Annotated in this window: 11 protein-coding genes; 5 read left to right on the plus strand and 6 right to left on the minus strand. The window is 62.5% G+C overall.

Annotated elements, in window-relative coordinates; genetic code table 11:
• Positions 1-12 precede the first annotated feature (12 nt).
• Complete coding sequence (locus WH7805_RS07570; RefSeq protein WP_006042446.1) at positions 13-1,416, minus strand: four-carbon acid sugar kinase family protein; 1,404 nt, start codon at positions 1,414-1,416, stop codon at positions 13-15.
• Here WH7805_RS07570 and WH7805_RS07575 point away from each other — a divergent pair.
• On the plus strand, positions 1,415-2,668 hold the full coding sequence (locus tag WH7805_RS07575) for an FAD-binding oxidoreductase (RefSeq protein WP_006042447.1): 1,254 nt from the start codon (positions 1,415-1,417) through the stop codon (positions 2,666-2,668). The two genes, WH7805_RS07570 and WH7805_RS07575, sit on opposite strands and share 2 nt — an antisense overlap.
• Here the strand turns inward: WH7805_RS07575 and WH7805_RS07580 are convergent.
• From WH7805_RS07580 to WH7805_RS07590, 3 genes are all read right to left on the minus strand, one after another.
• Positions 2,611-3,570: a hypothetical protein gene (locus WH7805_RS07580; RefSeq protein ID WP_232198982.1), complete on the minus strand. Its 960-nt coding sequence runs from the start codon at positions 3,568-3,570 to the stop codon at positions 2,611-2,613. The two genes, WH7805_RS07575 and WH7805_RS07580, sit on opposite strands and share 58 nt — an antisense overlap.
• A gap of 149 nt (positions 3,571-3,719) precedes the next feature.
• Positions 3,720-4,586, minus strand: a complete 867-nt coding sequence (locus tag WH7805_RS07585; protein ID WP_006042449.1) for a galactose mutarotase — start codon at positions 4,584-4,586, stop codon at positions 3,720-3,722.
• Between the two features lie 36 nt (positions 4,587-4,622).
• Positions 4,623-5,591: an alpha/beta fold hydrolase gene (locus tag WH7805_RS07590; RefSeq protein ID WP_006042450.1), complete on the minus strand. Its 969-nt coding sequence runs from the start codon at positions 5,589-5,591 to the stop codon at positions 4,623-4,625.
• A gap of 34 nt (positions 5,592-5,625) precedes the next feature.
• Between WH7805_RS07590 and WH7805_RS07595 the strand changes: the two genes are divergently transcribed.
• Positions 5,626-5,931 carry a hypothetical protein gene (locus tag WH7805_RS07595; RefSeq protein ID WP_006042451.1) on the plus strand — a complete coding sequence of 102 codons (306 nt, stop codon included), beginning with the start codon at positions 5,626-5,628 and terminating at the stop codon, positions 5,929-5,931.
• Here the strand turns inward: WH7805_RS07595 and WH7805_RS07600 are convergent.
• Positions 5,928-7,295: a cation:proton antiporter gene (locus WH7805_RS07600; protein ID WP_038005236.1), complete on the minus strand. Its 1,368-nt coding sequence runs from the start codon at positions 7,293-7,295 to the stop codon at positions 5,928-5,930. The two genes, WH7805_RS07595 and WH7805_RS07600, sit on opposite strands and share 4 nt — an antisense overlap.
• 188 nt (positions 7,296-7,483) lie before the next feature.
• Between WH7805_RS07600 and WH7805_RS07605 the strand changes: the two genes are divergently transcribed.
• The 3 genes from WH7805_RS07605 to WH7805_RS07615 are packed head-to-tail and all read left to right on the plus strand — an operon-like array spanning position 7,484 to position 13,571.
• Positions 7,484-9,919 carry a phosphoketolase gene (locus WH7805_RS07605; protein ID WP_006042453.1) on the plus strand — a complete coding sequence of 812 codons (2,436 nt, stop codon included), beginning with the start codon at positions 7,484-7,486 and terminating at the stop codon, positions 9,917-9,919.
• A 60-nt stretch (positions 9,920-9,979) separates the two neighbouring features.
• Complete coding sequence (locus tag WH7805_RS07610; protein ID WP_006042454.1) at positions 9,980-12,502, plus strand: glycogen/starch/alpha-glucan phosphorylase; 2,523 nt, start codon at positions 9,980-9,982, stop codon at positions 12,500-12,502.
• A 10-nt stretch (positions 12,503-12,512) separates the two neighbouring features.
• Positions 12,513-13,571 (plus strand): acetate/propionate family kinase, encoded by a 1,059-nt coding sequence (locus WH7805_RS07615; RefSeq protein WP_006042455.1) that lies wholly within the window; start codon positions 12,513-12,515, stop codon positions 13,569-13,571.
• On the opposite strand, the gene WH7805_RS07620 is transcribed toward WH7805_RS07615, so the two are convergent.
• Positions 13,554-14,009, minus strand: coding sequence for a hypothetical protein (locus WH7805_RS07620; RefSeq protein ID WP_006042456.1), 456 nt, complete (start codon positions 14,007-14,009; stop codon positions 13,554-13,556). The genes WH7805_RS07615 and WH7805_RS07620 overlap by 18 nt on opposite strands.
• Between the last annotated feature and the right edge of the window lie 6 nt (positions 14,010-14,015).

Genomic DNA, 14,015 nt, shown 5'->3' on the forward strand with positions numbered 1-14,015 from the left:
GCCGCTGTTGACTCAGCCTGACTCCATCAGCCGCCAAGCCTCCGCCAAGGTGCTTGCATCCCCCAGGTTCCCAGGGAAGGTCACGATCGGCAGCCCATCCCAAGGCAACCCTCGAGGCACCAAAGGACGCACCAGTGACAGGCCCGTCAGCAACTGCCCTTCGAGCTGCACGGCCTCCAGGTCCAGCCCCTCCGCCAGCAGGGTGCCGGTGGTGATGCCGCCTTTGCTGATCACGTAGCCCAGCTGAGGTGCCCGTGCCGCCACCAGCCTGGCTGTGAGCTGGGCCAGCTCCAAGCCGAACTGCAGGCGCCGCCTCTGGGACGAAGCACCGTCGCCGAACGTGAGCTCTCCGCGGCTGGTGAACAGCACCGGTGTGCGCCTCCTGGCCAGACATGCCTGCAGATGCTCCCCCCACTCGCGCTCGAGATCAGCCAGCAGCAGGTCGGGCGTCCCTCCCTCCAGCACCCGCGCAATCCGCGCCACCGGCAGTTCCAGGCCGGCACAACGGTCATCCGTTAGCAGCTCCGCCAATTGCACATCGGCCAGGGGCACATGGGAGCCCACCAGCACTAATCCGGGCAAGGCCACCCCCATTGAATCCCGACGACGCAGGCTGGCCAGACCTGCTGCAGAGAGGGGTTGGGGCCCTAAAGGAGTCTTGCCAGCGTTCACCAGACCATTGATCAGACTCGCGGCGGCGCGAAACAGAAAGCGCTTGCGCCCCTCCAACCGGTGCACAGCAACCCCGAGGGCATCGAGTTGCGCCGGACACTCGGCATCTACCACCACCGGCGCATTGCCCCGCAAAGCCAACAGCCAGTCCAGCAGAGCTTCTCCGCCCTCAGGGACCTCGTCGACCGCACGATCGAGCAGGTCTCGTCCCAGGCGCAGCACCGAGTGCGCCGGAATTGTTCCAGCACTCTTTTCTTCAAGCCAGGCATCGAGAGCACTGGTGCTGAAACCAAACAGCCGATCCTGGGCAAACGGCGTGGTGTGCACCGGTTCGCCGTGTAGCAGATGCACCCCATCCACGGTGGTGCGCCCCCCAGGCAGAAAGGCCGGCACATGCAAGGTGGCATCCACAGGCCCAAAACGAGCTTCCAGCTCCTCAGCGAGAACGGCCGGTTCGAGCACACCGTGGCCGCGCAACGTGGAATCGCCCCGACTCACCAGCAGGAGTTCGGACTCGGGGATGGCCTCGGCCTCCAAAGCCTGTTGGAGTGCATCCACGATCTCCCGGTTGCGCTGAGCGGCTTCCTCGGGGGGAAGCGCACGGGTGTTGGCCAGCACAAACAGAAGCGATGAACGATGGCGCAGGCCCCGGCGCAGACTGTCCACATCCCAGCGAAGCAACAACGGACAGCTGTGCACCGTCTGGGACCCGGTGGGATCGTCGTCGATCACGACAATGGTCATGGCACGATCATCTCGCGCGTTCAGTCCCACCATCACTGAGGCCTTCTCCGAGACGCTGCTGCAGCCGCACAGCGAAGCTGAGCTCAGCGCGCTGGTGCGCGACCTGCATGGCAGTGGCCGTCCCTGGACGCCTGCAGGGCTGGGAAGTCGCCTGCACTGGGGGCCGCCGCTTCAGCAGGCAGGCCCAGCCGTGAGCACCCGCCGATTCAACCGGATCATCGACCACGCCGTGGATGACCTCACCATCACCGTGGAGGCCGGGCTGCCCCTGGCCGATCTGCAGAACGCCCTGGCCGAACACCATCAGTGGCTACCGGTGGACTGGCCCTGGGGCACCGCGAGGGAGCTCGGGAGCAGCGCCGGCACAGTGGGAGGGCTGGTGGCCCGAGGGCTCTCCGGCAGCCTCCGCCAGCGGCATCTGGGGGTGCGTGATCAACTGATCGGCATCGGCCTGATGCGCAGTGATGGCGTTACCGCCAAGGCCGGCGGGCGGGTCGTGAAAAACGTGGCCGGCTACGACCTGATGCGGCTGCTCTGCGGCAGCTGGGGCAGCTTGGCCCTGATCACGGAAGTCACCCTGCGGGTGCAGCCCATCCGCAAGGCCCGTCGCCTGCTGCTGGTGCGCGGAGAGCCGTCCGGCCTGGAGCCCCTTCGCCAAGCGGTGATCCGCGGCGGTTTCACCCCAGACTGGATCAACTGGGAAACGACACCCGACCAGGGCTGCACCCTCAGGCTGGGGGTGGCCAGCATCAGCGATGCCGCCGTAGACGCACAGCTGAGTCAAATCGAAGCCCTGGCCGATGACCTGCGACTGAAGACGGAACGGCAGGCATGGAGCCATCCACTCCCAGCCCCAATCCCTCAAGCGTCAGACCCAGCCTGGTTGCTACGCCTGAGCCTGCCGCCGGCACGCGGTATCGACCTGCTGAACGACGAAACCTTCCAGCGATTGCAAGGCTGGAGCTGTCAACTGGCCGCAGGAACAGGCAGCGGCGATGCCTGGCAGGCACAGGGCCCGGCAACCCCCACCTATGCGATTGCAGCATTGCGCCGACAGGTGGTGCGCCTGGGAGGTGAGGTCACGGTGCTGACTCAACCGTCAGAACCGGACAACAAGCAGGCGCTGGACGCCTGGTTGGATGCTCCCTCCAGGCCCCTGATCGAAGCGGTGAAGCGTCAGTTCGACCCGAGGCTTCAACTCTCCCGGGGCCGACTGCCTGGGGTCGCTTCCTGGGTAGTCGCAAGTGATTGAAGGTGGAGCTCTCGGTAAGCAATGGTGATCACCTTGGCGTACTTCGCCAGATCAAAGCTGTGGACTTGCATCTGAGGATGTTCATACTCGCGGTCTTGATAGGCATCGGAAGACCACCAACGCGGGTCTTGCTTGAAATCTGCAGCATCCTGCTCTGACATCCAAGCCGTCAGAGCCTGACTGCTGGTTTTTGTTTGCGTGAGGATCTGCTGAATCAGTTCCCTGTTGATCACCCATGGAGCCCGTCGAAAAGCAGTCGAATGGTCATTCAGTGCACGAAGGATTGAAAAATCGATTCCAGAGGCATGCGGCCCCGGACGCAGTTCAGGGAAAGCTTGGTAAAGCCTTAGAACAACCGCAGGAAGCGAGGAATTGGCAACACTGCCAACAGAAGCAAATGCCGTTGCCTCCAACCCACACAGCATTGCGATGTCCGTCAGAAGGGTGGGCTTGAGGGGCAACACTCGTAGATCAACCTTAGGGAATCGCTCCTTCACGATGTTCAGTTTGTAATGCCATTGAAGTGATTTCAACATCACTGGAAACCAGCGCTCAAAGTTGGGCTCCGATTGCCAGGCACCCCATTGCCACCATGCGGAGTTGATCCATTCCACCGGAGGACGGACCACAACAATCATCGTGGTCTTAATCGGAGAGCAGACCTCAATCAGGTCGTTGATCTCCTCACAAAACCCTGGGAGAGAAAAAGCTTGTGCCCAGCCCTCATTCGAGAGAAACAGAGACGCGCCTGACTGCTCCTTAAAGAATCGGGAGGCCTGTTGTTTTGAACGTTGTGGACGACAGACAAGGATTTCAGCTGCGGCACTTGATGTGTAACCAAACGCGTTTCTTTGGGCCCGCTCCTTGACGAGCTCGGGACTCAGAACCCTTCCCTTCATCATCGCAATGTAACGAAGGGGATCACCGTCTTTGTCCACATGCTCTGGACAAAGAGAAAACGCTGACTGAATCGAACTGCTACCGCACTTAGGAAGGCCAAGATGAAGAAAAAGATTCTTGACCCTCATTCGCTCAGCGCAGGAAATGGCACTTAATCACAATCGCTCACCTCATAGCGGCAGGTGAGGGTGGTGCTCTGGCCGGCGCTCAGTTCCAGCTTGCGATCGCCACTGACCAACGATTGCCGCGGCCCCGTCCAGGGTTCAAGGCACACCATCGGGCGAGGGGGCTCGGTCCAGACCACCGTGAGGTCCATGGGTTCTTGGTGCTGCAGCTGCAGACGGGTGCCAGCCGCTGTGTCAACCAGAGTCACCGGTCCGGACGGACGGGTGAGGAAGTCCACGCCATCGGGTAGACGACCCAACTGTGAGGCCGTCTCAGCGTCCGCCATCTCAAGGTGATTGAGGCAGCGGGGGGCGAGACCCTCGAGCTGGGTCTGGGCCAGATCGGTCACGTTGAAGTAGGGGTGCAAGCCGAAGCTGAACGGCATGGCCTCGCCACCGGCCTCGGAGGTGTTGGAAACCGTGGTCACAATCTCCAGAGCGGACGCAACAGGGCGAATCTCCATCTGCACATGGAAGGCGAAGGGATAAGCCGCCCGAGTTTCGGCCGTGTCAACGAGGCAGAGCCGCACACCGCTCTGATCCTCGAGCAGTTCGACCGTCCAAGGGAGATTGCGAGCGAAACCGTGTTGCTTCAGGGTGTAGGTGCCGCTAGCCAGGGGCAGGCTGTCGTTCGGCAGGTTGCCGCAGATGGGAAACAGCACGGGAATGCCGCCGCGGATGCTCTTGGCAGGATCGGAGTAGCGCTCCTGATCGAAGTAGAGCACTTCGCGCCCATTGCAGAGCCATTCGCTCACCAGACCACCGCGCTCGGGCACGACCCTCAGGCGATCACCGCTGCTGGGATGCACATATTCCCAGTGGGCGTAGGGAGCGGACTGCTGGCGGAAGGTCATAGCCACAGGACTTGGACACCCAAGATTGGCCGGAAATTACCGGGCTGGCTGCGAATCCGAGGTGTTCCTGCAAACACGCGCGTCCAACCAGTCCAGCAAGGCCCGGTTCACCTGATCGGGAACCTCATCGTGGGGGCAGTGGCCGGCGTCGAGCACCACTTCGGTGGTGTTCTCGGGAGCATGGCGCTGAAAGCTGGATCGCCGTCCAGCGGCATTGATCCAGGGATCGCGGATCCCCCACAGCAGCAGCAACGGCGCCCGCAGATGGGCAAACAGCTCATCCAGGGGTTGACCGCTCGGGATATCGAACACAGTGCGGAACACACCGAAGGCTCCCGGGTCCAGCGACGGACGTCTGATCGACTCCACGAGCTGGTCATCGACATTCGTCTTGTCGATGTACACCTGCCGCAGCGTGCGACGGATGGTGGCGGGCCTTCGCAGGTTCTCAAACAGCAACCGCTGCAGCACCGGGCTTTTGAGCAGAGCGCTGCCGATGGTGCGCCGGGTGATGGCTCCCCACCCCCCTGGGCTGGCGGACTGTTCATCACTGAAGGGACCCGCGGCATTGAGCAGCACCACCCCAGCCGCTTGTGTCCCAAGAGCAGCACCTGCGGCCAAGGCAGCGAATCCACCCAAGGAATTGCCGGCAATCACTGTGGGACGGCCAATCCGTTCCTGCACGTAGGCAACCAGCTGATCACGCCAGAGCGCGCCTCCATAGGTGAGACCTGCGGGCTTGGCGCTGCGACCGAAGCCGAGGAGATCCACGGCATGCACCTCATGGGTCTGGGCCAGCACGGGGATGTTGTGCCGCCAGTGATCTGTGGAGGCTCCGAACCCATGAACGAGCAGGAGTGCCGGGCGCTCCAGTACTTGGGGGTTCTGGTCCAGCTCTGACCCTGCGCACAGACCGTGCACGGCATGGCCATTGAACTGCCACCACGCTGCCTGGTCGTTGCTCACCACACCCACTGCTTTGGCCCGCGATGCTAGGCGTCCCATTCCTCAGGTGGTCCACCGGACCGCCGACACCGCGATGTTCGACGACAGCGTCAGCCCATTGCTTCAGGGAGCCACCCTCAGCGGAGGACTGTTCTGGGCGTTGGCCCTCTACATACCGCTCAGCGGACCCTTGAGCCGGTTTGAAGCGAGCCTGGAAAGCGGCCCGCTGAATGAGTCGTGGCGTCAGGCCGCCCTGGTGATCAGCAGCCTGCTTTTGGCGTTGGCCGTGGGGGTGGTGATGCAGCTGATCCTGGGATGGGCCCTCGGTCCAGGCTGGGCCTCGAGCCTGGCCCTGATCACCATCGGCTGGGGTCTGTTTCTAAGTCTGGCCCGGCGTTAAAGCAGGCCCACCGGTTCTGCTGCCACGTCGTCGCTGACGCTGTCGCCGTCATCGGGCTTGTTGCCCCCAAGCACGAGGCGCAGCAGCACAGGAGCCAGGAAGGTGGTGCCGATCACCATCAACAGGATGGCGGCCTCAAGTGAGGGCGACAGCAGCTTGGCGCTGGTGCCGAGGCCCAGGAAGATCAGACCAACCTCTCCGCGGGGCATCATCCCCAGACCCACCACCAACCGGCGGGTGGGCTGCTTGCTGACAAAGGCCCAGCCGGCGGCGATTTTGCCGATGATGGCGACCACCAGAAGGAAGCCGGCCACCACAAGCGCCGTGCGGCTGGAGGGATCGGAAGGATTGATCACCGAAAGATCCATACCGGCGCCCACCAGCACGAAGAAGATGGTGGCGAACAGGGTCACGATCGGCAGGACCGCCTGCTGAATGGCGTGGTTGTGCTTTGAACTGCTGAGGATCAGGCCGGCCGCGAAGGCTCCGAGAGCAGCTTCAAGGCCGATGGCTGTGGCGGTGAAGCAGCTCAGGGCCAAGATCACGAAGGAGCCCACCAAGACTTCTCCCGGTGCCTTCAGCTTGTCGATCATCCAGTCGAAGGCCGGAGCGGCAGTGCGGCTGAGACCGATCGCCGCCACCACAAACACGGCGGCCGCCACCACCAACTTCACGATCGGACCGATCTCCAGGGAGCCGCCGGACGCCAGCGCCACTACCACCGCCAGGATCACGATGCCGAGGATGTCATCGAGAACGGCCGCACCGATCACGATCTGCCCTTCCCGGGTTTTGAGGAAACCGAGTTCACCGAACACGCTGGCCGTGATGCCGATGCTCGTGGCCGTCATCGAGGCACCGGCAAAGATCGCCGGGATGGCATCCACATGAAAGATGGCCATCAGTCCCCAGGTACCCAGGGCGAAGGGAAGCACCACTCCGGCCACGGCCACGGTGAACGCCTGGGCGCCAACGGCGATCAGTTCTTCGAGTTCACTCTCGAGACCGGTAAGGAACAGCAGGGCATAGAGCCCGAGCTCCGCTACCGATTCCAACGAAGGGAAGCTCTCGTTGTAAATGTCCGGCACGGCCTCCGGGGGAACATTCACCAGGCCACTCACCAGGCTGATCACCCCATTACTGAGCTCCACCTGCGTTTCCGGAGGCACCAGCAGGTGCAGGCCAGAGGCACCGATCAACACACCAGCGAGCAGTTCTCCGAGGATGGTGGGCAGTTGAAGGCGCACCAGCACCTCAGCAAGCAGTCGCGCGGCCACGAAGATCAAGGCGAAACGCGCCACCCCGATCAGGGTTTCGGCCATTTCAAGGTCGTGGGCTGAGATCTCCGCCAGCAGGGGCGGCATCGCTGCAGCGAGCATCGGAATCGTTAAAGCCTCTCCCGCGGACCTTATCTGCAAATGGGTTTTTGCACCGCATGCACCCATGCCGAAACGGCGTGGGCCAGGCCACGATGAGGATGTGCGGTTCTTAACGAGCGCCCCCGGTTGAGCTGGCTACCTTCCGCTTACCCAGCAAACACTTCGCGGTTCGCATGACGGTTACACCCTTCCTGCATGTCTCAGGCGCGGACAACCTCCAGGCGCCCTCGGATCACGAACTGCAGCGCCTTGATGCCTACTGGCGGGCCGCCAACTACCTGGCGGTGGGAATGATTTATCTGCAAGACAATCCGCTGCTGCGGGAGCCGCTCCGGCCCGAGCACATCAAGAACCGTCTTCTGGGCCACTGGGGCTCCAGCCCAGGCCAGGCCTTCATCTGGACCCACGCCAACCGGCTGATCAACACCTACGACCTGGACATGATCTACATGTCCGGTCCTGGCCATGGGGCCCCTGGCGCCCGCGGGCCGGTGTACATCGACGGCAGCTACACCGAGCGCTATCCCGACAAGTCGCTGGATGAAGACGGCCTGAAGAAGTTCTTCAAGATGTTTTCCTTCCCAGGACACATCGGCAGCCACTGCACTGCGGAGATGCCCGGTTCGATTCACGAGGGTGGTGAACTCGGCTACGTGCTCTCCCATGCGGCTGGATCGGTGTTCGACAACCCGGAGCTGATCACGGTCGCCTGCGTGGGTGATGGGGAAGCGGAGACCGGGCCTCTGGCCACCAGCTGGCACATCAACAAATTCATCAACCCGATCAAAGACGGTGCCGTGCTGCCAGTGCTGCACCTCAACGGTTACAAGATCGCCAACCCCACGATCCTCAGCCGCATCGATCACGACGAGCTGGAAAGCCTGTTCCGCGGGCTGGGCTGGACGCCGATCTTCGTGGAAGGCTCCGATCCAATGGAGATGCACCGCAAGATGGCCGTGGCCATGGAGCAGGCCGTGCTCGAAATTCGGGCGATCCAGGAGGAGGCCCGCGGCAGTGGTGAAGCCTTCCGCCCCCGCTGGCCGATGGTCGTGCTGCGCTCCCCCAAGGGATGGACCGGTCCGCAGGAACTTGATGGCAAGAAGATCGAGAACTTCTGGCGCGCTCACCAGGTGCCGATCGGTGATGTGAAAGCCAACCCAGATCACCTGCGCCTGCTCGAGGACTGGATGAAGAGCTATCGCCCCTGGGAGCTCTTCGATGACAACGGCGCCGTGCGCGAGGAGATCAGGGCGCTGTCTCCCACGGGTGATCGCCGCATGGGCTCCAACCCGCACACCAACGGTGGGGTGCTGCGCAAAGATCTGCGCTTCCCGGAGCTGCGCAACTACGAAGTCCCGGTCGAGAGCCCCGGTACCACCGAAAAGGAGAACACTTACCCCCTTGGGGAACTGATCCGCGATTTGATCAACCACAACCCCGGTGCCTATCGCCTCTTCGGCCCAGACGAAACGGCCTCCAACCGCCTCCAGGCTGTCTATGAGACGACCAAGAAGGCCTGGATGGCGAATTTCCTGCCCGAAGACCTCAACGGCAGCGAATTAGCCCGCGACGGCGCCGTGGTGGAGATGCTCTCTGAGCACACCCTGGTGGGGATGATGGATGGCTATCTGCTCACCGGCAGGAACGCTTTCTTCCACACCTACGAGGCCTTCGCCCACGTCGTGGCCTCGATGTACAACCAGCACTGCAAGTGGCTGGAGCACTGCGAAGAGATCCCCTGGAGAGCGCCGATCGGTCCTTGGAACTGCTTGATCTCATCCACCGTGTGGCGGCAGGATCACAACGGCTTCACCCACCAGGACCCCGGTTTCATCGACCTGGCGGGGAACAAGAAGGGAAGCATCACCCGGGTGTATCTGCCGGCTGACGCCAACAGTTTGCTGGCGGTGTCTGAAAAGGCCCTCACCGAAACCGATGTGGCCAACATCATTGTGTCGGACAAGCAGAAGCACCTGCAGTACCTCACCCTTGACGAGGCTCGCCGCCACGTTGCCAAAGGCGCCGGCATCTGGGAGTGGGCCTGCAACGACAACTGCGGTGTTGATCCTGATGAACCCGATGTGGTGCTGGCCTCCGCTGGAGACATCCCCACCAAGGAATGCCTCGCAGCGATCGAAATTCTGCGTTCACAAACTCCCCATCTCAAGATCCGCTACGTGAACGTGGTGAAGCTGTTCTCCCTGGGTAACCCCAAAGACCATCCCCATGGCCTCAGCGACAGGGACTTCGAAAGCCTGTTCACTCCAGACAAACCGGTGATTTTCAACTTCCACGGCTATCCCTGGCTGATCCACCGCCTCACCTACAACCGCCCGAACCACAGCAACTTCCACGTGCGCGGTTACAAGGAACAAGGCAACATCAATACGCCTCTAGAACTGGCCATCTGCAACCAGATCGACCGCTTCAACCTGGTGATCGATGTAATCGACCGCGTGGACTCTCTCGGCTCCCGGGCCGCCCACGTGAAAGAACAGATGAAGGACGAAATCCACAAGCACCGCGCTTACGCCTATGAGCACGGCACCGATGCACCTGAGATCAACAACTGGCGCTGGAGCCTGGGCCGCAGCTCCTGTGCTGTCTGAACCACAGCGCTGATCCAGACCTCTCTTTCAACGTTTCCAAGCCCCTTTGCCAACCCTCCCATGAGTAGCTCCCAGCCCCTCGACCTGCGCCTGCCCACTCCAGGCTGTTACGCCGATCCCGAACGTGCCGGCCTGGATGCCGAGTCCGTGTTTGACGGCATGACCGAGCACCTGTTCTTCACCCTGGGAAAACTCGCTCCTTCCGCCAGCCGCCATGACCTCTACATGGCCCTGAGCTATGCGGTGCGCGACCGTTTGATGACCCGCTTCCTCGCCAGCAAGGAAGCGATCCGCGCCAGGCCCCAGCGCACGGTGGCCTATCTCTCAGCCGAGTTCCTGATCGGTCCCCAGCTGGCCAACAACCTGCTGAATCTTGGTATCCAGAAGGAAGCCGAAGAAGCGCTCAAACGCTTCGGCATTGAATCCCTGCAGCAGATCCTCGAGGTCGAGGAAGAGCCCGGACTGGGCAACGGCGGCCTGGGCCGTCTCGCGGCTTGCTACATGGAGTCGCTGGCCAGCCTGGAAATCCCAGCAACCGGCTACGGCATCCGCTACGAGTTCGGCATCTTCGACCAGCTGATCCGTGACGGCTGGCAAGTTGAGGTCACCGACAAGTGGCTCAAGGGCGGCTGGCCCTGGGAGCTGCCCCAGCCCGATCAGGCCTGCTTCGTGGGCTTCGGCGGCCGCACCGAGAGCTACATCGATGACAAGGGCAACTACCGCTCCCGCTGGATCCCCTCCGAACACGCCATCGGCGTCCCCCACGACGTGCCGGTGCTGGGCTACCGCGTGAACACCTGCGACCGTCTGCGCCTCTGGCGGGCGGATGCCACGGAAAGCTTTGATTTCTACGCCTTCAACATCGGCGATTACTACGGCGCCGTGGAAGAGAAGGTGGGCAGCGAAACCCTCTCCAAGGTGCTCTATCCCAACGACGGCACCGATGAAGGACGCCGTCTGCGCCTTAAGCAGCAGCACTTCTTCGTGAGCTGCTCCCTGCAGGACATGCTGCGCAGCCTCGACAGCCGCGGCCTGTCGGTGGAGAACTTCCCCGAGTACTGGACGGTTCAGCTCAACGACACCCACCCCGCCATCGCTGTGGCGGAACTGATGCGCCTGCTGATCGACGACCGCCACCTGGAGTGGGAGAAGGCCTGGGACATCACCACCCGCTCGGTGGCCTACACCAACCACACCCTGCTGCCCGAGGCCCTGGAGAAGTGGGACCTGAACCTGTTCAGCAGCCTGCTGCCCCGCCACCTGGAACTGATCTATGAGATCAACCGCCGCTTCCTGCAGCAAGTGCGTCTGCGCTACCCAGGCAATGACACCATCCAACGCAAGCTCTCGATCATCGATGAGGACGGTGGCAAGGCCGTGCGCATGGCGCACCTGGCCACCATCGGTGCCCACCACGTGAACGGCGTGGCGGCGCTGCACTCCGATCTGGTCCGTGAACAACTGATGCCCGAGTTCGCCGCGCTCTGGCCGGAGAAATTCACCAACGTGACCAACGGTGTCACCCCCCGCCGCTGGGTAGCCCTGTCCAACCCGGAACTGTCCACCCTGCTCGACGAGCACGTGGGACCGGGCTGGATCACCGACATGGAACAGCTGCGCCGGCTTGAAGAGCGTCAGCACGACCATGGCTTCCTGGAGCACTGGGGCAACACCAAGCTTTCGGTGAAGCGCAAACTCTCGGGCTACATCCACCGCAACACCGGCGTACTGGTGGATCCCTCCAGCCTGTTCGACGTGCAGGTGAAGCGCATCCACGAGTACAAGCGCCAGCACCTCAATGCCCTGCAGGTGATCACCCAATACCTGCGCATCAAGAACGGCCAGGCCGAAGGCATGGCCCCGCGCACGGTGATCTTCGGCGGCAAGGCCGCTCCTGGCTATTACATGGCCAAGTTGATCATCCGCTTCATCAACGGCATTGCTGAAACGATCAATGCCGATCCCGACATGGACGGCCGCCTGCGGGTGGTGTTCCTGCCGGATTACAACGTGAAGCTGGGCGAACAGGTGTATCCCGCCTCGGATCTCTCCGAGCAGATCTCCACCGCGGGCAAGGAAGCGTCAGGCACCGGCAACATGAAGTTCGCCATGAACGGAGCCCTCACCATCGGCACCCTCGATGGCGCCAATGTGGAGATCCGCGAAAAAGTCGGCGGAGAGAACTTCTTCCTGTTCGGCAAGACCGTGGAGGAGATCGCAGCCCTCAAGCAGGGTGGCTATCGCCCCTGGGAGGTCGTTCAATCGATCCCCGAGCTGGCAGAAGCCGTCCGCCTTGTGGAGATTGGCCACTTCAGCAACGGTGACGGCGAGCTGTTCCGCCCGCTGCTCGACAACCTCACCGGCAGCGATCCCTTCTTCGTGATGGCCGACTTCGCCGATTACCTGCGGGCGCAGGATGCGGTAAGCCTGGCTTGGGCCGATCGTATGCACTGGAACCGCATGAGCCTGCTGAACACCGCCCGCAGCGGCTTCTTCTCCTCCGACCGTTCCATCCGCGACTACTGCCGCGACATCTGGAAGGTGCAGGCAATGCCGGTGGAGATCACCTGCGACGTGCGCTGAGTCACCCCGAATGCAGGACCTGGCGCTGGTGATCAATCTCGGCAGCTCCAGCCTGAAGGCGGCCCTGGTGGACTCCACCGGGGCCACTCCCTGGCACAGCGGGCGCAGCCTGCAGCCTGAAGACAACCTCGATGGAGTGCTGAACAGCTGGCTGGCACCAGAGCTTGAGCCCTATCGCGAGAGCATCACCCTGGTGGGTCACCGGGTGGTGCATGGCGGCGAACACTTCACTGCCCCCACCCGCATCGATGCCCAAGTGGAAACCACCCTGCAGGAGCTGGTGCCCCTGGCGCCTCTGCACAATCCTCCAGCCCTGAAGGGTCTGGCCTGGGCCCGTGGCTGGGCGCCGGATCTGCCCCAATGGGCCTGTTTTGATACTGCCTTCCACAGCACCCTGCCGGCAGCAGCCAGCACCTACGCCCTGCCGCTGGAACTGAGACAAAAGGGTTTCCGGCGCTTCGGCTTCCATGGCATCAACCACCAGCATGTGGCTGAAACCATGGCGGCTCAATGGCAGCAACAGGGCCGGGATCCTGAGCAGCTGCGGCTGATCAGCGCCCACCTGGGAGCCGGGGCATCGCTGGCCGCAATCAAAGGAGGCGTCTGCATCGACACCACCATGGGCTACACGCCGCTGGAGGGGCTGGTGATGGCCAGCCGCTGCGGCAGCATTGATCCAGGCTTGCTGCTGGAGCTGATGCGTGAGGGCATGGGCGAAGCCGAGCTGTCGAATCTGCTGCAGAAACAAGCAGGCCTGAAGGGGTTATCTGGCCTGAGCGGCGACATGCGCGACATCCGCGAGCAAGCGGCCGCAGGCCACCAGGGAGCACTGCTAGCGCTGGATGTGTTCCGGCAGCGTTTGCTGCAGCTGATCGGGGCGATGGCCACCAGCCTGCAGGGCGTGGATGTGCTGGCGCTCACCGGCGGAATCGGGGAACACGATCAATCACTGCGCGGAGAACTTGACGAAGCCCTGGCCTGGCTTCCCAATCTGGAGCTGGTGATCGTGCCAGCTGATGAAGAGGGCATGATCGCCAGGCTCTGCCGGCGATCAACCGCGGTCGGGTAGATCCGGGGTTTGGTGCAACAGGCGGTTCAGGCGCAGACGATCGGCATTCAACGGATCGGGGGCCAGCTCACCAGCCAGTTCGCGGAATTTCTGCTCGATATCGTCTGGCACACGCACATCAAAAATGCGTTCCATCAACGCCTCAATCGAGAAGAGATGGGCGTTGATGTTCTCCAAATCGGCCATGGCCTGTTGAAGCGCATCAGTGGGCTCATCCACACCACCTACTGGCGTGGCATGCACCTGACCCTCATTAGTGCGAGGCCCGTGTTGCTTCTGGAGATCCTCAAGCACACGCCCTGACAGGGTTCTGAACGACTGGAGAGCCGCCCAGCTCAGCTCCTGCTGTTGACGCAGGGTTGGATTCTCCCGGATCAGCCGGTCATGCTCCCGGTAGAAACGTTGACAATCCGGGCATTGACAGGGCTCTTCTGGCACCGACGA

It is taken from the genome of Synechococcus sp. WH 7805, from assembly GCF_000153285.1.
Classification (GTDB): domain Bacteria; phylum Cyanobacteriota; class Cyanobacteriia; order PCC-6307; family Cyanobiaceae; genus Synechococcus_C.